Origin of the sequence: Actinokineospora xionganensis, from assembly GCF_014323725.1 — a bacterium.
Classification (GTDB): Bacteria; Actinomycetota; Actinomycetes; order Mycobacteriales; family Pseudonocardiaceae; genus Actinokineospora; species Actinokineospora xionganensis.
This window is the reverse complement of sequence record NZ_JABVED010000008.1, coordinates 147,744-169,295: the sequence shown is the minus strand read 5'-3', so window position 1 is coordinate 169,295 and position 21,552 is coordinate 147,744. Positions and strand designations below refer to the sequence as shown.

12 protein-coding genes are annotated in these 21,552 nt (G+C 68.7%); 6 read left to right on the top strand and 6 right to left on the bottom strand.

Features of this window, described 5'->3' with window-relative positions; genetic code table 11:
* Positions 1-206: 206 nt before the first annotated feature.
* Positions 207-2,798 (top strand): NACHT domain-containing protein, encoded by a 2,592-nt coding sequence (locus tag GPZ80_RS15935; RefSeq protein WP_187221149.1) that lies wholly within the window; start codon positions 207-209, stop codon positions 2,796-2,798.
* A 408-nt stretch (positions 2,799-3,206) separates the two neighbouring features.
* On the opposite strand, the gene GPZ80_RS15930 is transcribed toward GPZ80_RS15935, so the two are convergent.
* The 6 genes from GPZ80_RS15930 to GPZ80_RS15905 are packed head-to-tail and all read right to left on the bottom strand — an operon-like array spanning position 3,207 to position 10,281.
* Positions 3,207-4,790 (bottom strand): glycoside hydrolase family 66 protein, encoded by a 1,584-nt coding sequence (locus GPZ80_RS15930; protein ID WP_187221148.1) that lies wholly within the window; start codon positions 4,788-4,790, stop codon positions 3,207-3,209.
* Positions 4,791-4,792: 2 nt separating this feature from the next.
* Positions 4,793-5,881, bottom strand: a complete 1,089-nt coding sequence (locus GPZ80_RS15925; protein WP_187221147.1) for a glycoside hydrolase family 15 protein — start codon at positions 5,879-5,881, stop codon at positions 4,793-4,795.
* A 9-nt stretch (positions 5,882-5,890) separates the two neighbouring features.
* A complete protein-coding gene (locus GPZ80_RS15920) occupies positions 5,891-6,733 on the bottom strand; it encodes a carbohydrate ABC transporter permease (RefSeq protein ID WP_222719380.1) in 843 nt (280 codons plus the stop codon).
* Position 6,734: 1 nt separating this feature from the next.
* On the bottom strand, positions 6,735-7,700 hold the full coding sequence (locus GPZ80_RS15915; RefSeq protein ID WP_187221146.1) for a carbohydrate ABC transporter permease: 966 nt from the start codon (positions 7,698-7,700) through the stop codon (positions 6,735-6,737).
* 4 nt (positions 7,701-7,704) lie between these two features.
* On the bottom strand, positions 7,705-8,958 hold the full coding sequence (locus GPZ80_RS15910; RefSeq protein WP_187221145.1) for an extracellular solute-binding protein: 1,254 nt from the start codon (positions 8,956-8,958) through the stop codon (positions 7,705-7,707).
* 39 nt (positions 8,959-8,997) lie between these two features.
* Positions 8,998-10,281: an ROK family transcriptional regulator gene (locus GPZ80_RS15905; protein WP_187221144.1), complete on the bottom strand. Its 1,284-nt coding sequence runs from the start codon at positions 10,279-10,281 to the stop codon at positions 8,998-9,000.
* 164 nt (positions 10,282-10,445) lie between these two features.
* Between GPZ80_RS15905 and GPZ80_RS15900 the strand changes: the two genes are divergently transcribed.
* The 5 genes from GPZ80_RS15900 (at position 10,446) to GPZ80_RS15880 (ending at position 21,542) form a co-directional block, all read left to right on the top strand.
* Positions 10,446-13,082 carry a glycoside hydrolase family 66 protein gene (locus GPZ80_RS15900; RefSeq protein WP_187221143.1) on the top strand — a complete coding sequence of 879 codons (2,637 nt, stop codon included), beginning with the start codon at positions 10,446-10,448 and terminating at the stop codon, positions 13,080-13,082.
* 12 nt (positions 13,083-13,094) lie between these two features.
* Positions 13,095-16,712 carry a TIM-barrel domain-containing protein gene (locus tag GPZ80_RS15895; protein ID WP_187221142.1) on the top strand — a complete coding sequence of 1,206 codons (3,618 nt, stop codon included), beginning with the start codon at positions 13,095-13,097 and terminating at the stop codon, positions 16,710-16,712.
* A gap of 11 nt (positions 16,713-16,723) precedes the next feature.
* Positions 16,724-17,800 (top strand): ABC transporter ATP-binding protein, encoded by a 1,077-nt coding sequence (locus GPZ80_RS15890; RefSeq protein WP_187221141.1) that lies wholly within the window; start codon positions 16,724-16,726, stop codon positions 17,798-17,800.
* Complete coding sequence (locus GPZ80_RS15885) at positions 17,797-18,834, top strand: LacI family DNA-binding transcriptional regulator (RefSeq protein WP_187221140.1); 1,038 nt, start codon at positions 17,797-17,799, stop codon at positions 18,832-18,834. Before GPZ80_RS15890 ends, GPZ80_RS15885 begins: the two co-directional genes overlap by 4 nt.
* Positions 18,835-19,058: 224 nt before the next feature.
* Positions 19,059-21,542 carry a glycoside hydrolase family 31 protein gene (locus GPZ80_RS15880; RefSeq protein ID WP_187221139.1) on the top strand — a complete coding sequence of 828 codons (2,484 nt, stop codon included), beginning with the start codon at positions 19,059-19,061 and terminating at the stop codon, positions 21,540-21,542.
* The last annotated feature ends 10 nt before the right edge of the window (positions 21,543-21,552 follow it).

Genomic DNA, 21,552 nt, shown 5'->3' with positions numbered 1-21,552 from the left:
CAGGGGTCATCACACGGGTGCGTGCCCCGCGCTACGACAGAGCCAAGCCCACGGCCGCCCGCCCTCCGCCCGGCAGCGTCCACGACTCTCGTCCATGCCCGCTGACCTGCGGCGATCCAACATCACACAGGACAGTTGGTGGACAACAACCGCCGGCCCCATACCATCGGTTCGGGGGTCCGCGGTGACATCGAGCCGGAGGGTGAGTGGGTACGCGCAAGGGGCAGGGGCGACCCATCAGCAAGCAACGATGGCCGCACGATGGCCCGCACCGGCAATTGCTCGAGCATTACGAGCACATCCACCATGACCACGGCTGGCCGTCGCTGCGAGCGATTCTGAACACCGAGGAACACCGGAAGCGCGGAATCCGGCTCGGGCTTTCCTCCCCCGAACGAGTCGGCCAAATCCTGCGCGGCGACCGGCTCCCCGCCGACGATCACCAGGCGGGCGAACTGGCCAGGGCGCTCGGTGGCGGGGCCGATGACGCCCAACGCGCCCGGGAACTCTTCGCCGCCGCCTACCGGCAGAAACGCACCGTCGATCCCGGGCAAATGCCTGCGCCTGCGCCATCGGACGATCCGGTGCCCGGCTTGTTCGAACCGTCTCCACTCGACCTGTTGAGCGACATGCTGGCCACCGCCGTCCAGACCCAGTGGCTCGGCGCCGCCAGAGAGCGACGCCTGGTCGGGCACGTCAACCTGCCCATCCGGTGGCGTCGAAGCGATCACCCGGTGGCCGGACGGATCGAGGAGGCCAGCACCGTCCACGACGACGGCTCGTCCTTCCCACCCCTGCCCGGCATCACCCAGGTCACCCCGGCCGCGCTGGACCTCGGCGATCGCGCCGACCTGCTCACCCTGTACGGCGGACTCGCCTCCGGACGGCTGATCATCACCGGCGGCCCCGGCGACGGCAAGACGTCGGCAGCCATCCTGCTGCTCCTCGACGCCCTCAACCACCGCGCCTGCCTCGACGAACGCCAGCGGACCGGCGTCCCGGTCCCCGTGTTGTTCGGCCTCCAGGACTGGAACCCTGACACGATGACCGTCGCCGACTGGATCACCGCCAAACTCACCGAACTCCAGGTCCTGCGCGGCCGACACAGCCGCCGTGACGCCCACCGGCTGCTCACCCGGGGCCGGATCGCGGTCATCCTCGACGGGCTCGACGACCTGCCCGAAGCCGCCCGGCCCCGCGCGCTGCAAGCGCTCAGCGACCAAGCCACGTTCCGGCTGGTCCTGCTCAGCCGAACCAACGAACTGCGCGCCGCGACCGGACGCCCCGCGATCCTCACCCGTGCCGCCGCCATCGAACTGCGACCACTCACCCAGAGCGACGTCAGCGACTATCTCCGGCGCTGGCTCCCCGACCCCACCCCGCCGCCGTGGGAGGACTTCGTCGCCGCCATCGACGAGAACCCGGATAGCGCAGCAGCGCGGGCGCTCACCAGCCCGCTCAACCTCACCCTGATCCCCGACATCTACCTGTGCGCCAAGCCCGCCGACCTCGCCGAACTGCTCGATCCCGACCGCTTCCCCACCAGCGACGCCATCTCCCGGCACTTCCTCGACCTCGCCATCACCGCCGCCTACGCACCGCGGCCAGGACAACCCCTACCCGCACGCTCCCCGGAATCTGCTCGCCGCACTCTCCGCGTCATCGCCAGACAGTCGTGCAACGATCGGGAGATCTCCTGGTGGCAGTTCCCCCGATGGATTCCAGCCACCGCGCGGATCATCCTCGGCGGTCTGTTCAGCTCCATCGCGGGCTTTCTCGCGTTCGTGCTGATGTGCGTGGTCGCCACCGGGCTCGCAGCCGACCCGCTGGTCTGGGTGCACACCTCCGTCATCCACACACTCATCCTCTGCGCGCCAATCGGAATCGCGAACGCGTTGGCCTACAACCTGCGGACCGGTCACCCCGAAACGCTCGCGACCACACCGATGCGCATCGCGACACACCACATCCTCGGTCTGTCGACCGGAATCGCCGTGGCCGTGGTGGAGGCGGCCGCCTTCGGCCAATCCGCAGGTGTCACCAGCCTGTCCACCTCCGGCATCTCGTTCGTCCTCACGTACTGGCTCGCCACCGGTCAGCCCGGCGGCGCCGCCATGCCCCGCGCGCTCAACATCCGTACGTGGCGACAGCTCCGCTCTCCTCGCAACATCGTCGCGGCGCTCGCCGCCGGACTCCTGTTCGGTATCGCGAACACCGCCTTTTCCACACCGCTGTTCCTGCTCCTGCACCACGGGTCGGCCCACATCCTCAGATTCGTCCTCTTCACCTTCGCCGCCACAACACTCATCGTCGGCGTCGCCATCTGGGTCACCGGTGTGTTCGCCGACCACGCCGACGACACCTCACCGGTGAACCCGATCCAGGCCTGGCGAAAGGACCTCACCTTCTGGCTCGCCATCGGACTCGTCGCAGGCATCGCGACCGGCCTCAACCCCGGGAACAACTTCCACCTCACCACCGGCCAGCAGTTCAACTTCGAAGCCAGCATCGCGCTCGGCGTCATCATGGGCCTTGTCCTGTCCCGGACGTGGCTCGCCGCCGCCGCCCAAGCCTTTCTGACGTTGAGGTATCGCACCCCCAGCAGACTTGTCCACTTCCTCGAGGACGCCCACCAACGGCACATCCTCCGCACGGTCGGATCCCGGTACCAGTTCCGCCACGCCACCCTGCGGGACAACCTCGCCGACAGTGAGCCGTCCCGAGTACCGGTGCGCCACGCGTGTGATCTCGGGGCCGGGGCCGGGGCCGGGGCCGGGGGCGGTCAGGGACCGCACTGACCAGCCGCGGGCGCGGCTGAAACCGGCTGCCGACCGCGTTGTTCGGCACGCCGGGTGTCTACGTGCTCGCGGTGGCTGACCGAGCTCGCCCTGCGACACGGCTTGGACGGTAACCGCGTGGCGCCGCATCGTCGAATACTGAGTTGAGGATGGGGGTAGAGGCTGACCGTCCGCCCGTCGAATCTGCTGCGATTAATCTGGATACAGCGATCCGACGTCGGGCCGAGGCCAGTTCGGCCTTCTCCACCGAGGTCAGCCCTGGCTCCTGCCGGCGTCGACGAGCGACTGCCTGCGCCAGGTGTAGATCGTCTGGTCGCATGCTGACCTCTCCTGGAGGTGATCAGCATGAAGTCCAGTAACCCGACTCCGCGAAACCCAGGGCACATCATGGGTGATCTTTGCGCGGCCTCACGACTCGTCCTCCCACGGCAGGTGCACCGCCGCCCAGGCGGTGAACGAGGGAACGGCCACCTCCACGTAGTCGCCGTCGCGGGTGGCTGTGGTCTCACACAGGTTCGGGCCGTCCTCAGGGGAGCCGACCCGCGCGCGCTCGACCGGCCACCGCACCCGCAGCCGCACACCGTCCCGTGGCCCGCCGACCGACTTGGCACGGTTCCACTCCACCTCGGATTGCCCGCCCAGGTCGATCAGGTGCACCACCAGCCCGAGCGGGCTCCGCCGGACGATCACCCACAGGTGCCCGGGCAGCGGGTCCGCGCTCACCGGCAGGTCCGCCGATACCGCCAGTTCGTCGTTCTCCTCGCTCGCAAGGTATGACCGGGTGACCTCGTGCGCGGCCGGGTCGTAGAGCAGATCCCCTTGCGCTACAGCGAAATCGAAGTACTTGCGGAGCACGAGTTGGGCGTCCGCGTCGACTCGGGCGAACTTCGGGTAGTACGGGTGCACCAGCACGCCGTCGCCCTCGCCGCACAGCAGGTAGTGGCCGCCGTGGGCGAAGACGGTCGCCAGCGACAGGCGCGCGGCCCACGCCGCTTCCGCCGCCGGGGCTTCGGCGAACGGGACGAGGTATGCCGCCAGGATCACCGGGAGGCCGGGAGCCAACGTCCTCGCTCGCTGGATGAGGCCCACCAGGTGGCTGTACTCACGGTGCGGATCCCACACCTCGATGTAGCAGGCGTCCTGCGGCGTGGTCCCGGTTGCGAACGTCGGGTAGTCGTTGACGTTGTTGAAGATCAGCGTCGATGACGGCAGTTCGTCGCGCACGGCGCGCACGAACGGCGGGAACTGCTCGGCGAGGTCGACGGCCACCCCTGAGGCGTCCCAGGCGATCTTCGGGGTGCCGTAGGTGTCCAGGTGCAGGCCCGCGAAGCCCAGCCGGTCGACCGCCGCGCGGTACTCGGCGACGATGTGCGGCGTCCAAGGACCCGAGAGATCGGCGATATACAACAGGTCCGCCAGCATCCGGGGCGAGCCGTCGGCGTGGTACAGCAGCTGTTCGGGGTGCAGCGCCGCGTATTCCTTGCCCACGCCGTAAGTGGCCGCGTAGGCCATCGGCAGCGCGCCGGCGGCCCGCACCCGCGAGACCAGGTCGGCCGTCGTCCGGTGCGACTTGGGGCTGTCGCAGGTGTCGGTGAACTCGTCGTCGGCGCCGAGCAGGTCGGCGTGCCGGTACATCCAATCGTAGAATTGGACGATGTTCTGGTGCAGTCGCAGAACACCCAGGACAGCGTGTTCTGCGTCGGCGCGGCCAGGGGAGAAGTCAGTGAGGAACCCGTATCGGGGCCGTAGCATCGGCGTGGCCAGCACGTCGAACGCGGTGCTCGCGTCCCCGGCGGTCACCGCGTAGCCGCCGTCTCGGAGCACTCCCAGCTCCACTGTGGACACGCCGGCGGGTACTGATGCGGTCGGCGAGGCGACCGGCTCGCCGAGCCTGGTCACCACGACTTCCACGGTCGCGGCGGTCTCGGCGGAGACGACCAGCTCGACCGGCCTGCCGGAGGTGAAGGTCGCCTGGGTGGGCCAGATCTCCATGCTCACCCCTCACCCAGCGCGTGGACCAGCACCAGGTGCATCGCGTGGGACCACAGCAGCGGAGTCGCCACCGGACCCCACCGGTCCACCCACTCCGCGACCCGCTCCGGCGCCTGCGGATCGGTGATCGCCTGTTCCGGCAGGTGATCCGACTCGACGGTCTGCCGCTCGACCCACGCCAGCAGCCGGGCCGCGGACTCCCGGTCGCCCGACTCGGCGTGGAACCAGCCGAGCCACGCGGTGAGCAGCACCCACTCGCCGCCGCCGTAGAACGTGTCGCCCAGGTACCGCCGGGTGCCGCCGGAGGGCCCGGTCAGCTCCGCGGCCACCCGCGCCGCCGTGCGGGCCATCACCGGGTCGTCGACCGACACCACCCCGAACGGCAGGGCCAGCCACAGCAGGCTGGAGTCGACCGCGGAGCTGCCCACGTGCTTGACGAACGACCCGTCCCGAACGTGTTCGGCATACAGCAACTTCCGCAGCTCCGCCGCCCGACGCGCTGCGGCCTCATCGCCGAACGCCTCCAACCCGGCTATCACCGCGCCCAGCGTGGCGGTGTGTCGCAGGTCGCCGAACTCCTCCCAGCAGTCGTAGCAGGCGAGATGGCCCGCGGCGCACAGGTATCGGGTGACCAGCTCCGCCGCCTGCCGCATACGTTCGCTGAGCACCCCGCCGCGGCGGGTGTGGTCGGCGAGCACCCACAGCCAGGTGCCGTAGCCGTCGAGTTGGAAGTTCGGCCAGACCTCGTCGGCGGTCCCCTCGGCCTCGATCTCGCCCGCCAGGGTGTACCGGGTGGGCGGCATGTGGTCGGAGGAGCCGAACTCCCGCCGGATCGCCGCGCGGAACCGGTCCTCGTGGTCGAGCACGGTGGTCGCGACGAACCGGTGGAACGCGGCGGCGCTGTCCTGCTCACCGTGCAAGTCCATGGCGTAGGCGCAGAAAGCCCCATCCCGCAACCATGCGAACCCGTAGGTCGGGTAGGTCGGACAGGCGACGTAGCCGCCGCTCGGGTGTTGGCCGTCGCGGATCACCTTGATGCCCGCGGCGACCAGGTCGGCGGCGGTGTGGGAGTGCTGCCCAAGAGCGGTCATGGTGTGGTCTCAGCCTTTCAGGGCGCCAGAGCGGAGCCCGGATACGAAGTGCCTCTGGAAGAAGACGAAGATGACGATCACCGGGACCACCGCGATCACCGACGCGGCGAATACCAGGCCCCACGAAGTCGAGTACTGGCCTTGGAACAGTGCGATGGCGATGGGCAGGGTGCGCTTGTCCGGATCGTTGATGATGGTCAGCGCCCAGGCGAACTCGTCCCAGGCGCCGAGGAAGGTGAAGATCGCCGCGGTCGCCAGCGCCGGGCGCGACAGTGGCAGCATCAGGTTCCAGTACACCCGCCACGGCCCGGCGCCGTCGAGTTCCATGGCCTCCTCCAGTTCCTTGGGCACGGACTGGAAGAAACCGCGCAGCAGGAACGTGATGAACGCCAGCTGCGCACCGATGTAGAACAGCACCAGCCCGAGCCTGCTGTCGATCAGGCCGAGGTCCCGGGCCACCAGGAACTGCGGCAGGATCAGAATCATCCCCGGGATCATCAGCGCCGCCATCAACGCGCCGAACAGCACGGACTTGCCGGGGAAGGTGAAGCGGGCGAACGCGAACGCCATCATCGATGACAGCAGCAGCACCCCCGCCACCGTCGCCACGGCGACCACCGCGCTGTTGGCGAAGTACAGCGCGAAGCCGCTGGAGCTCAGCGCGTCGGTGTAGTTGCGGGTCGTCGGATCGGCAGGCAGCAGCTTGGGCGGCAGCTCCAGCACGAGGCTCTGGTCGGTGAACGATGTCGAGATCATCACCAGGAACGGGGTGATCGTCAGCACCAGCCCGGCGACGAGCACCAGGTAGACCAGCGGGTCGCGCCGGGTTGTGCGGTCATCGCGGACAGACACGCTAATCCTCCTCGGAATAGCGGAACACGCGGAACTGCACGACGCTCAGGGCGAACACGATCAGTGTGAGGATGTAGGCGATCGACGAGCCGTAGCCGAAGTCGAGGAAGTCGAACGCCTGCTCGTACATGTAGGTGAGCAGCACCTGGGTGTCGTTGCCCGGTCCGCCGCCGGTCATCAGGTAGATCGAGGTGAACGCGTTGAACCCGCCGATCACCAGCATGATCGTCACGAATGCGACAGCCGCGCGCAGCATCGGCAGGACCACCGAGAAGAACCGCCGGGTGGGGGAGGCACCGTCGAGTTCGGCGGCCTCGGTCAGCTCCTTGGGCACGTTCTGCAGCGCCGCCAGGAAGATGATCATCGACCAGCCGACGCCCTTCCAGATGCCCAGCGCGCAGATCGCCACCATCGCTGTCCACCGGTTCTGCAACCAGGCGATGCGCGTGTCGGTCACGTGCAGGATGTCGACGAGCACGTAGTTGACCAGCCCGGCGTCGGTGACGAACAGGTAGCGGAACAGCAGCGACACCACGACCCAACTGGTCACCACGGGGAGGTAGTACAGCGCCCGGAACCAGGTGCGTCCCTTGATGGCCCGGTTGAGCAGCAGGGCGACCAGCATGCCGAGCGCGAGCTGGGCGGGCACTGTGGCGAGCATGTAGACCCCGGTGTTGACCAATGCTTTCCAGAACACCGGGTCTTCGAGGGCCCGCAGGTAGTTCGCGATGCCGACGAACGTGCTCTCGGCGCCGGGCAGGATGTTCCACTCGTGCAGGCTGATCCGGAACGCCTGCGCCATGGGGTAGGCCATGACCAGGACGAACACGGCGAACCCCGGCAGCAGGAACAGGTAGGGCACGCGCGCCGCGCGCAGTCTGGTGCTCAGCCGTGGGCCACGCGGCCCGCTCCCGCGTACGGGAACGGGAGCGGGTCGCGCGGTGGCTTCGGAAGCCAGTACCGACACGGTGTCAGTCCTGGGCCAGCACGGCGTCGATGGCCCTGGCGGCGTCGGTCAGCGCCTGCTTCGGGCTGACCGTGCCCTTGAGCGCCTCCGACACGTGCTGGGAGAGCAGGCTTTCGATCTTCTTGTACTGCGGCACCGGCGGGCGTGGGCGGGCGGTCTTGAGCTGCTCGACGAAGATCCCGTAGTAGGGCTTGATCGAGGTGAGCCGCGCGCCGAGGTCGGCCAGCACGGGCATCTGGCCGACCTTGGCCATCTCCAGCTGTGCCTCGTCGGAGAGCAGGTAGCGGATGAACTCACCGCCCGCTTCCTTGTCCGGGCAGGACTTCGTCATCACGATGTCCTCGCCGCCGACGACGGAGACACTGCCGCCGGGGCCCGCGGGCATTTTCGAGGTGGCCACGGTGACACCGGGGAACTGCTTCTCGTAGATCGGGAAGGTCCACGGTCCGTCAAGTGTGGACAGATACTCGCCCTTGGCGATGCCCTCGTCGGTCGGGGTGCCGCCGGTGCCGCCGAGCATGATGTCGGGCAGTTGGCCCTCGTTGCGGAGGTCGACGAGCAGCTGCACCGCGGCGACGCTCGCCGGCGAGTCGAGATGCCCGGAGGCCTTGGTCAGCTCGGGATTGAGCAGGTTGCCGCCCGCTGACCAGATCCATGGAAGCAGGTTCCAGCCGTCGGTGCCACCGTCGGCGAACGCCTTGACGGGGGAGCCCTTGAGCTTGGCCGCGGCCGCCCGCACGTCCTCGAACGTCTCCGGCGCCTTCTCCAGGCCCGCGGCCTTGAGCGCGGCGGGGGTGTACATCAGCACCCGGGTGTTGGTGTCGAGCGGCAGGCCGTAGTACTTGTCGCGGTACTTGTTCGTCTCCAGCGGGCCGGGGAACGTTCGCTTGGCCAGCGCGTCGAAGTCCTTGAGCTTGGCGTCGAGCGGTTCCAGCACACCGAGCTTGGCCAGTTCGGGCACCCAGACGATGTCGCTGCGCAGCAGGCAGGGCAGCTCCCCGCCCGCCGCGGCGCCGAGCACCTTCTGCCGCAGGGCCTCGTCGGGGAAGGGGACCTGCTTGACCTTGATGTTCGGGTGGGCCTTCTCGAACGCGGGGATCACGACGTCACGCAGCGTCTGCAGTTCCTCGCCGGTCTCGTTGTATCCGTGCCAGTAGGTGACGGTCACCGGACCGCTGCTCGCCGGGTCCGCCGACGAGCAGCCCGCGGTGGCCAACGCCGTCGCGGCCAGCATCGCCAGCACCTTCGTGCCTGTCATGGCATGTCCTTTCCAGTACCGGCCAAGACAGGCCGGGATTCAGCGGCTCGCGGGCGACACCCCGACGGCGGCCTGGATGACCAGGCAGGCCGCGCCACGCGCCCAGAGGTCGTCATCGACGACGTCGATGATCAGTTCGCAGTCCTGCGCGGCGGTGGAGAAGCTGTGCGCGCGCCAGGCGGCCTGCAGCGAGGGGCCGAACAGGTCGTAGGCGACCGCGCCCTCGCCGGACAGGATGATCTTTTCCAGGTTGAGCAGGTTGCAGAGCGTGGCGAGGCCGCGGCCGAGCGCCTCACCGGTGTTCTCGAACGTGGCCTTGGCGGCGGCCCCGCCCGCGCCATGGTCGTCGTGCGCCAGCCGCATGGCCTGGGCCAGCGTCTTGCACTTCGGGCCGCCGCGCTCCTCGATCCCGCGCAGGATCGCGCCGGTCGAGGCGACCGCCTCCAGGCAGCCCCTGTTGCCGCAGGTGCACTTGGGACCGCGCGGCGACAGCGGGATGTGCCCGAGTTCGCCCGCCGTCCCGGACGTGCCGGTGTGCAGGTTCCCGCCGATCATCAGCCCGCAGCCGATGCCCGCGCCGACCGAGACGACCGCGAAGGACGCGGTGTCGCGGCCCTTGCCGAACCAGTGCTCGGCGATGACAAGCGTGCTCATGTCGTTGCTGACGACCGTGCCCAGTCCCGTCGACTTCGCCAGCGGGCCGGCGATGTCGACCGATTCCCAGCCGAGCACGCCGGAGCGGACACAGACACCGGCCGCGGTGTCGACGTGCCCGCCGACGCCGACGCCGAGTCCCAGGACGGTGGGGACCTCGGGTCCGCGGCCGGCCAGCAGCTCGCCGACCAGTTCCGTCGCGGCGGCGAGGACCAGCTCCGGCCGCGAGCTGCGCAGCTTGCGGGAGCCCCGGGCGGTTACCCTGGCGGCCATGTCGGTGACCACCGCCGTCACGTGCGACGGGTGCAGCTTGACCCCGACGACCGCGTGCCGCTCCGGGTTGACCGCGAGCATCCGTTGTGGCCTGCCCGCCCCGCCCTCGGCGGGTGCCACGCCCACTTCGAGCACGTAGTCGGACTCCAATAGCGGGGTGACGACCTTGGTGACACTGGACGCCGACAGCCCGGTGCGCTGGGCCAGCTGGGTGCGGGAGAGCGGTCCGCCGCTGAGCAGCGCCGCGAACACCTGCGCCCGGGTCTGCTCGCCGATGACGTCGGCCGCGCCGCCTGGCCTGCCGTAGGTGGGGAAGGTGAGCGTGGGCGAGGTTGTCGCCTGTGCTGTGTTCCGGCCGCGGGATTGGCCGCCGGGGGTGGGGCTGTCGGTGTTCATCGCTGCCTCTCAGTCCCTCCGCTCCGTCCGGAGTGGAGCCATCATCAGGTCTGAAATTTCGTGTGTCAAGAAAATCGGCGGAACGTCATGCACGTTCCGTCACTTTCTTGACACACGAAATTCATGGTGTCACGCTTCCGGGACTCCCGACTCGGAGGCGCCCAATGCCAGCCACCTCGTCCGTCGTTCGTCGCCGGTTATCGCGTACTGGCCTCACTCTCCTCTCCACGGCGGCTCTCGTCGCACTCACCACGCCGCCTATCGCGCTCGCCGTCGGCGACGTCTTCGTCACCGACGTGTACGTCGACAAGGCGCGCTACGCGCCCGGCGCCCAAGTGCCTGTCGTCGCCGTGTTGAAGAACAACTCCGGGTCCGGTTGGACCGGTCCGGTGCAGCTGTCGATGACGCACCTCGCCCAGGCCGCGGGCTCGGTCGCGCGGCAGGCGAGCGTCCCCGCGGGACAGCAGGTCGCGGTCACCCTGAACTGGACCGCCCCCTCGACCGACTTCCGCGGCTACCTCGCCGAGGTCACCGCAGACGGCTCGAAGGAGGTCACCGCGGTCGACGTCTCCAGCACGTGGACCCGCTATCCGCGCTACGGCTACCTGCACGACTTCCCGGTCGGTGAGACGACCGAGCAGGCACGGGCCAAGGTCCAGCAGCTCGTGCGCGACTACCACCTCAACGCAGTGCAGCTCTACGACTGGATGTGGCGGCACGAGAAGCCGATCAAGCGGATCAATGGGGTTGTCGCCGACACGTGGGACGACTGGTCCGGCATCCCGATCGCCCGGCAGTCGGTGGTCAACCAGATCGACGCCGCCCACGACGCGGGCGTGGCCGCGATGCCGTACGCGATGACCTACGCGGGTCTGCAGGACTACGAGCAGATCTCCGGCGTCTCCCCGACCTGGGGGTTGTTCAACGACACCGCCCACGCCCAGCAGTGGCAGTTCGACTTCGGCGACATGGACCCGCAGACGAATCTGTGGATGTTCAACCCGCAGGATCCGAACTGGCGTGACCACATCGTCGGCGAGTACGTCGACCAGGTCGACACCATGGGCTTCGACGGCGTCCACATGGACCAGCTCGGCGAGTGGCAGGGCACTTACTATGCCCACGACGGCAGCCCCGTGCCGCTGACCAGCGGCTTCTCCGGGATCGTGGACGCGGCCAAGGCGGCGCTCACCGCGAACGACCCGAACCGCGCGGTGACGGCGTTCAACCTCGTCGACGGTGCGGATGGCGGCTTCGGCGTCGCCGACGTGACCGCCAACGCCGACGTCGACTTCCTTTACTCCGAGATCTGGGACGCGGCGCCCACCTACCAGTCGCTGAAGAACTATGTGCACGCCGCGCGACGCGACGCGCCGAAGGTCGACGGTGCGAGCAAGGCCATGGTGCTGGCCGCGTACATGAACTACGGCGAGAACCTCGGCCCGCGCTATGAGGCGGAGAACGCCACGCGCAACGGTGTCAGCGTCAACACCAACCACACCGGCTACACCGGGACCGGGTTCGTCGACGGCTACGGCGATGTCGGCGACTGGGTCGAGTTCAGCGTGACCGTCCCCGAGGAACGCGATTACTCGCTGAACTTCGGTTACGCCAACGCCACCGGCGCCCCCGTCTCGCGCACCCTGCTCGTGGATGGCGTCGACGCCGGGACCGTCCGGTTCCCGTTCAAACCGACGCACAACAGTTGGGACACCTGGGACTACGACGGGTACAAGGTCGTCCACCTGACCCCGGGCACCCACACACTGCGGCTGCGGGTCGACACGGCGGGCTGGGTCAACCTCGACAACCTGACGCTGGGCACGTTCGACGAGGCGTCGGTGCGGCTGACCAACGCGGCCTTCGCGGCGATGGGCGCGAGCCACATCGAGATGGGGGAGGGCGGGCAGATGCTCACCCACCCGTACTTCCCCAACCACTACAAGCAGATGCCGAACTCGCTCTCGGCGTGGATGAAGGACTACTACGACTTCACCACCGCGTACGAGAACCTGCTGTTCGACGCGGTCAACACCGACTCCGGGGCGCAGTTCGTCAAGCTCACCGGCGTCGCCACCAGCCCGGACGCCACCGGCAACACGGTGTGGACGAACCTGTCGCGGACCTCGACGCACGACGTGATCAACCTGGTCAACCTCATCGGCAACGACGACGTGTGGCGCAACGCGGCGAGCACCGCGCCGACGCTGAACAACATCCCGGTCAAGTACTACATCGGCCCGGACATGAACCCCAGCGGCGTCTACGTCGCCTCCCCGGACACCAACAGCGGTGTCAGCGCGTCACTCCCGTACACCACGGGCACGGACTCCGCGGGCCGGTACCTCCAGTTCACCCTGCCGTCGCTGCGTTACTGGGACCTGGTCTACATCCCGCGCGGCTTCTCCCCGCCCGCCGCCGACCGGCACGAGGCCGAGACGGCGACCAAGACGGCGGTCACGGTCGGCACCGACCACGCCGGCTACACCGGCACCGGGTTCGTGGACAACTTCGGGCCGTCCGACAGCGGCGTCTCGTTCGTCGTCCAAGCCCCCACGAGCGGCAGCTACACGCTGAGCTTCCGCTACGGCAACGGCGGCGCGCCCGCGGTCCGCACAGTGGCGGTCGACGGGGCGATCCAGACCAGACCCACCTTCGGTGGCCTGGGCACCTGGGACACGTGGTCCGACCTGGCGGTGACCGTCCAGCTCTCGGCCGGGCTGCACACCGTCGTGCTCTGGCGCGGTCCACAGGACACCAACGCGATCAACGTCGACCACCTGACCGTCACCTCGAGCTGAGCGGAGTCTCCGATGCGCCGAGCAGCGCTGCTCGCCACCGCCATTGCCCTTGCCACCACAGCGATAGCCACCGTTCCCGCGCACGCGGCGGGACTCGGCGCGGTCACCGGGGTGGCTGTCACCGGCGACACCCTCGACATCTCCGTGGGCGCCGACAAACTGGTCGTCCAGGTGCTCCGGCCCGACGTCGTCAAGGTCGACTACCGGCCGGGCGGCGACTTCGAGGCGCCCACGCAGGTGATCGACCCGGCCAAGACGTGGGGGAGCGGCAACACCGCCTCGATCGACACCGCGTCCGACCCGATGGTCGTCACGACCTCCCGGTTGACGGTCAAGATCGACAAGAATCCGGCCCGACTGTCCATTTACGACTCCGTGGGCGCGCTGGTCCTGCGGGAGCAGGCCGCCGAAGGTGTGCACCCGGACGGCGTGAAGTTCACCCACGCCGCGGGTGACCGGTTCTACGGCATCACCAGCAGCCCGGTGCCGTGGGCGGAGAACGACCCGAAGCAGAACCTCGCCGAGGGCATGCAGCGCAACGACGGCGGCCGGGTGAGCGCCAACCAGCAGGGCGACGCCGGTGCTCCGCTGGCCTACACGAGCCGGTACGGGCTGCTGGTCGACTCGGTCGACGGCGACTTCGCGATCACCGACACCGCGCTGGAGTACAGCGGGGTGTCGACGGTGAATGTCTCGTACTACGTGACTGTCGGCGCGCCCAAGAACACCATGGGCGCGGTCGCGGAGATCTCCGGGAAGCCCGCCATGTCACCGAAATGGGCGTTCGGGTTCAACAACAGCGAGTGGGGCACGGATCAGGCCGAGGTCGAGGCGATCGTTCAGGGTTACCGCAGCCGCGGCATCCCGCTCGACGCGTTCACCCTGGACTTCGACTTCAAGGCCTGGGGTGAGGACGACCACGGCGAGTTCCGCTGGAACTCCACGTCCGGCGCGGGCAACGTCCATCCGAACAAGTTCCCCGACGGCGCGTCGGGGGCGTTCGCGGCGACCATGGCGGCGGCGGGGGTGAAGCTCATGGGCATCATGAAGCCGCGGGTCATCGTGGAGAAGGCGGGCGGCGGGAACACCGTGCAAGGCCAGTGGGGCAAGGACAACCACTGCTTCTACCCCGGCCGCGCCGACTACCCGGAGTACTTCTCCCAGCGGCTGGCGAACGACGTGGACTTCGCCAAGCAGCACTGCCGGGAGTGGTTCTGGCAGCACTCCAAGCCGTTGGCCGACACCGGCATCGCGGGCTGGTGGAATGACGAGGCCGACGAGGCAGGCGGGTATGTGTTCAACAGCCTGCAGCACGTCAACATGCAGCGGTCCCTGTATGAGGGACAGCGGCTGCAGACCGACAAGCGGGTCATGTCGCTCAACCGCAACTTCTACCTCGGCGGCCAGCGCTACGGCTACGGCATGTGGTCCGGCGACATCGACTCCGACGCGACGACGATGGCGAACCAGCGGACCCGAATGCTCACCGCGGTCAATCTCGGCGAGACCAAGTGGGGCATGGACATCGGCGGCTTCTCCGGCGACCCGACCGCGCAGACCTACGCCCGGTGGATGCAGTTCGGCGCGTTCGTCCCGCTCTACCGAGTCCATGGAACACACAACAAACAGCGGCAGCCATGGATGTTCGGGCCGACCGCGGAGCTGGCCGCCAAGGAGGCCATCGAACTGCGCGGCAAGTTGATGCCGTACATCTACGCGCACGACCGGGAGAACCACGAGACCGGGATCGGCCTGGTACGGCCCCTGTTCGCCGAGTTCCCCGACGACCCGACCGCGGCGAACCTGACCAGCGAATGGATGTTCGGCGACTCCCTGCTGGTCGCCCCGGTGGTCGAGCAGGATGTGGCGAGCAAGCGGGTTTACCTGCCGGAGGGGACGTGGACCGATTGGTTCCGCGGGACCAGCTACACCGGACCGGTGACGATCGACTACCCGGTGAACGCGTCGACGTGGCGCGACATCCCGCTGTTCGTGCGGGAGGGCGGGATCGTGGCCACCCAGGACGTCCAGCAGCACGTCGGGGAGAGCGTCGTGCGGCAGCAGGAACTCAACGTGTTCCCTGGCTCGGCGACCTCCGAGTCCACTGTGTACGACGATGATGGAGTCTCCAACGGCTATGAGTCCGGGTCGTACTTCAAGCAGCGGGTGACCGCGCGCCGGTCGGCGGACTCCGTCACGGTGACGACCGATCCGAAGACGGGAACCTATGCCACGCCGTTGACCCATCACATCGTGAAGGTCAACAAGTGGTCCGGCGCCGGGGCGACGATCGACGGGGCGGGGGCGCAGCGCTACGACAGCCTGGCCGCCCTGAAGGCCGCGCCCGGCGAGGGCTGGGCGACCGGCGCCGACCAGTACGGCGGGTACACGGCGGTGCGCGTCGCCGTGGGCACGGCCAAGCAGGTCGTCATCGACGGATCGGCGCCGGGAACCGCCACCACGTCGACCGTGGAGGCGGAGAATGCCGCCCTGTCCGGCGGTGCTGGGCGGGCGACGAACCACGCGGGACACTCGGGCTCCGGCTTTGTCGACGGGTACTGGAACGTCGGCGCCAGCACCGCGTTCACCGTCACCGCGGCGAACGCGGGCCGCCACGCCGCGATCCTGCGCTACGCCAACGCCACCGGAGCGCCGCGCACGCTCAGCATCACCGTCAACGGGGTGCGCGACCAACTCACCCTGCCGCCGCTGGCGAACTGGGACACCTGGGGCACCCAGACCACCCAGGTCTCCCTCCAGCCGGGCGCCAACACGATCACCTACGCGCGTGGCCCCGCGGACAGCGGCGACGTCAACCTCGACTCGCTGACGCTCTCGGCGGGCCCACCCCGCTGCGGCACCAGACACCAGGCGGAGGCAGCGGCCCACTCGGGCGGGGCGCGCAGCGCTTCCAACCACGTCGGCTATTCGGGCGGAGGGTTCGTCGACGGGTACTGGAACACGGGCGCCACGACCACCTTCACCGTCGACGCGGCGACGGCGGGACCGCACGCCGCGACGCTGCGCTACGCCAACGCGACCGGGTCGGCGAAGCGGCTGACCCTCGCCGTGAACGGCGCACACTCTGAGATCACCTTGCCCGCGCTGCCCAACTGGGACACTTGGGGCGACCACAGGGTCGAGCTCCCGCTCGCCGCGGGCGCCAACACGGTGTCGTACAAGCACGGGCCCGACGGCGACGTCAACCTCGACCACCTGGACGTGCTGCCAGGAGCGGCGCCTTGTCGGCAGGTGGTCGAGGCGGAGACCGGCGTGCTGACCGGTGGCGCGCAGCGCGTCGCCGACCATGTCGGCTACTCCGGCACCGGCTTTGTCGACCGGTTCACCGCCGTCGGCGCGACGGTGACGTTCACCGTGCACGCCCCCGCCGCGGGCACCTACCCGCTCACCGCGCGCTTCGCCAACGCCACAGGCGGGGCCCGCACGCTCAGCAGGACCGTCAACGGCGAGTCCGTGCACCTCACCGTCCCGGCCATGGCCGACTGGGACACCTGGACCAGCCAGACCAGCCAGGTCGCGCTCACCGCGGGCGCGAACACGATCTCCTTCTCCTACGGCCCCACCGATTCCGGCAACGTCAACCTCGACCACCTGGTCGTCGACTTCTGAAAGGAGCCGCCATGGCGACCGTGACCTTTGAAGCAGCCACCTGCCAGTACGACAGCGCCGTCCAGCCCGCGGTGGACGCGCTGGACCTGGCGATCCAGGACGGCGAGTTCCTGGTCATGGTCGGCCCGTCCGGGTGCGGCAAGTCCACCTCGCTGCGGATGCTCGCCGGGCTGGAGCCGGTGCGTTCGGGCAGCATCCGCATCGACGGCCGCGAGGTGACCGGGCTGGCGGCCAAGGACCGCGACATCGCCATGGTGTTCCAGAACTACGCGCTCTACCCGCACATGACCGTCGCGGAGAACATGGGATTCGCGCTGCGGATCGCTGGCGTGCCGCGCGCCGAGCGCGACCAGCGGGTCGCGGAAGCGGCGCGGCTGCTCGATCTCACCGACTATCTGCGCCGCAAACCCAAGGCCCTGTCCGGCGGGCAGCGCCAGCGGGTGGCCATGGGCCGCGCCATCGTCCGCTCGCCCAAGGTGTTCTGCATGGACGAGCCACTGTCCAATCTGGACGCGAAGCTGCGTGTGCAGACCCGCGCGCAGATCGCCGCGCTGCAGCGCAGGCTGGCGGTGACGACGGTGTACGTCACCCACGACCAAGTGGAGGCGATGACCATGGGCGATCGCGTCGCGGTTCTGCGGGAGGGTGTTCTGCAGCAATGCGGCGCACCGCGCGAGCTCTACGACGCCCCGGCGAACGTGTTCGTGGCGGGGTTCATCGGCTCGCCCGCGATGAACCTGTGCGAGTGCCCGGTCGTCGACGGCCGAGCGGTCATCGCCGGAACCGCGGAGATTCCGGTGCCGCGCTCGTCACCGGGCCGTTCGGGGACGGTGACCGTCGGTTTCCGCCCGGAGTCGCTGGACCTGGTCACCGGGGCCACGCGGCAGGCGTTCCCCGTCACCGTCGAGATCGTGGAGGAACTCGGCGCGGACGCGTTCCTCTACGGCCGTGCCACCGCGGGCGGCCCGCAGATCGTCGCCCGCGTCGACCCACGCACCCCGCCGCGGCCGCGATCCCAGGTGTGGCTGGTGCTTCGGCCAGGCGCGGCGCACTTCTTCGACACCGTCAGCGGGGAGCGATGGCGATGACCCTCTCGATCAGGATGGTTGACATCGCCCGCGCGGCGGGGGTGTCGATCACGACCGTCTCGCATGTGATCAACGGGACCAGGTCCGTCGCGCCCGCGACCAGGGCCAGGGTCCACGAGTCGATGCGTCTGCTCGGCTACGCCCGCGACGTCGGCGTCCGGCCCGTCAGGGCGGCGACCAGGGCCATCGGCCTGGCGATGACGGCGACGGCGTCGGACGCGTACTGGGTCGACCTGATCCGCGGGGCGAGTGCCGCGGCCGAGGCGGCGGGACTGGGCCTGGTCGTGGTCGACACCCGGGACGACCCCCGGCATGAGGCGTCGGCGGTGGCGACGCTGCTCGACCGCGGTGTGGACGGGTTGATCGTCGCGCCCGCGCACGGCTGGCGGGACCTGCCGTGCCCGGTCCTGCGTGATGTGCCGGTGCCGTTCGTCGTGGTCGACCGGTTCTGCGAACTGCCGGTCGACCAGGTCGGGGTCGAGAACGAGGCGTCGGCGTCCGCGGTGGTCGACCACCTGCTCGCCATCGGGCACACCAGGATCGCCATGATCGCGGGACTGCGTGGTCTGTCCACCACGGAGGAACGCGTGCGCGGCTACGAACTGGCCCACAAGATCCGGCAGGTGCCGACCGACGTCGCGCTGCTGGCCTGCGGCGAGTCCAGCTACGAGGGCGGGCGCAAGGCGATGTTGGACCTGCTGGAGGTGAACCCGCCGCCGACGGCGGTCTTCGCCGCGAACAACAACATGGTCATCGGGGCGATCGCCGCGCTGCGCGCCGCCGGTGTGCACGTGCCGCACGAGATGGCGGTGGTCGGGTTCGACGACTTCCCGTGGGCGGACTACTTCGACCCTGGTTTGACGACTGTCGCCCAGCCCGCTGGGACGATCGGGGCCAGGGCGGCCCAGTTGCTGCTGCGGCGCCTCGACGACGGCGCCGCGCCCGCGCAGGTCAACCGTTACCCCGCGGAGATAATGCACCGGTCCAGCTGCGGGTGCGGACACCTGCGCGCCCTTGCGCCGACGGCGGTGTGACACCGTATTATCCCAGCATTTATGAATTGTTTCCCCGCTCATTTGCGCAACTCTGGAGCCGCTATTTGCGCAACTGGGAAAATGGGGGCGTCGGCTTGACTCCGCGCGATTCTCCCACGCATAGTCTTCTCGCCCCGAGGAATTTCGCCCAGGAATTCTCGCGTGTTTATCAGGCGTCGCGCGCGGGGCGGTCGCGGCGCCGCCGATCATGCAGGAGCATGCTCATGAACCTCACCTTCCAAGGGGTGCGCCCTGCGGTGCGGCGAAAGCGGCGGACCATCGCCGCGGCCACCGTCGCGCTGCTCGGCGCCTCCGTGCTCACCGCGGGGCTCGCTCACGCGGTCACCCCGCATGCGGAAATCCCGCTGGACAAGAACAACCTGCAAACCCTCACGGTCCAAGGGGTGACTCCGACCTCGGACGGCGCCACCTTCGACCTCGGCGGCTACGTCGGGTTGGTCCGGCTCTATTCCGAAGACGTCCTGAAGATCTCGGTGCAACCCAAGGGGAAAGCCGAATACTTTTCGCCCGCGATTCAGAAAAAGGACTGGGGTACCCCGAAGTTCAAGCACAACCGGTCGAAGAAGAACTACTCCCTGAAGACCGACAAGATCACCGTCGAGATTTCCATGGACCGTTTCGGCGTCCGCGTCCTGGACCCCCAGGGAAATGTGATCAACGCCGACGACATGGCGTACGGGTCGGGCTACGAGGCGGGCAAGCCCTACGTGTTCAAGAAGACCGAGCCGGGCGAGGATTTCTACGGCTTCGGTGAGCAGACCAGGGGTCTGAACAAGCGGGGCGACAGCATCCGCATGTGGAACACCGACAACTACGCTTACTCGCCCACCGAGAAGTACCTCTACGCCAGCATCCCGTTCTTCATGGGCCTCAAGCCCAACGGCCACGCGTACGGGGTCTTCTTCGACAACACGCACCGGTCGTACTTCGAGATGGCCAGTGAGCGCGACGACTACTACTACTTCTACGCCGACGGCGGCGACCTGAACTACTACTTCTTCAACGGTCCCGACATCCCGCACGTGCTGCAGAGCTACACCGAGCTCACCGGCCGCTACCAGCAGCCGCCGAACTGGTCGCTGGGCTGGCAGCAGAGCTCTTGGGGCTACGAGCCCGCGCAGAAGATCGTCGATGTCGCCAAGGGCTACCGCGACCGCGGTATCCCGCTGGACACGATGAACCTCGACATCGACTACATGGACGAGTTCCGTGTGTTCACCTGGGGCGAGGGGTTCGAGAACCCCGAGGCGCTCGACGCGCAGCTGGAGTCGATGGGCATCAGCACGGTGACGATCAACGACCCGGCGGTGAAGGTCGACGACGGCTACAGCGTCTACGACTCGGGCAACGACATCGGCGCGTGGGCGACCAACCCCGACGGCTCGGACTACGTCGGCTCCGTCTGGCCCGGCCCGTCGAAGTTCCCCGACTTCACCCGACAGGACGTGCGCAACTGGTGGGCGAACCACCACGGCACCCTGCTCGACCGCGGTGTCGAAGGCATCTGGCTCGACATGAACGAGCCCGCCGTCTTCGACAACGAGTACCACACGATCCCCAACGACACCGAGTTCAACCACGGCACCCAGCAGGCGACCGAGATCCACAACCTGTACGGGATGCTGGAGACCCACGCGACCACGCAGGGCTTCGAGCAGTTCCAACCCAACCAGCGGCCGTTCATCCTGACCCGTGACATGTACGCGGGCTCGCAGCGCGACGCCGCGCTGTGGACCGGCGACAACGTGAGCACCTGGGACCACCTGGCCATGTCCCTGCCGATGCAGATGAACATCGGCCTCTCCGGCGTCCCGCACGTCGGCAGCGACATCGGCGGCTTCGCCGGGCAGGCCACGCCGGAGCTGATGGCCCGCTGGCTGCAGGCGGGCGCGTTCTACCCGCACGCCCGCGTCCACTACCAGGGCCACGGCAACGAGGGCTACTCCCAGGAGCCCTGGTCGTTCGGGCCCGAGGTCGAGGCGATCGCCAAGAAGTACGTCAGCCTGCGGTACCAGCTGATGCCGTACCTCGTCACCGCCTTCCACGAGGCCTCGGTGACCGGCGCGCCCGTGCAGCGGCCGCTGGTCTACGAGTTCCAGAACGACCCGAAGGTCCGCGACCTCGACCACGAGTTCATGTGGGGCGACGACCTGCTCGTCGCGCCGGTGGTGCAGCAGGGCGCCACCAGCCGCGAGGTGTACCTGCCCGCGGGTTCGAAGTGGACGGACTGGTGGACCGGCAAGAGCTTCGAGGGCGGCCAGACGATCACCGCCGCGGCCCCGCTCGACGTGCTGCCGATCTACGTCCAGTCGAACTCGATCGTGGCCAACCGCGCGGTCCAGCAGTTCCACGACGAGAAGCCGCTGACCGATCTGGTGCTCGACGCGTGGGTGGACACCGCGGCGAAGTCGACCTTCTACGAGGACGACGGCGCCACCAAGGACCACCAGAAGGGCGAGTACGACGAGACCGAGTTCTCGGCGACCCGCTCCGGCCAGGACATCACCCTGGAGAAGCGGATGGCCCACGACGGGTACGACTCGACGGTCACGACCGTGACCTGGCGCCTGCACGACGTTCCCGCGCCGAAGGGCGCGACGGCGGCCACCGTGTCCTACGACCCCAACACCAAGATCGCGACGGTGACCGCGCCAGCGGCCGCGACCGCGGTCAAGGTCCACTTCTGACGGTAGGCGG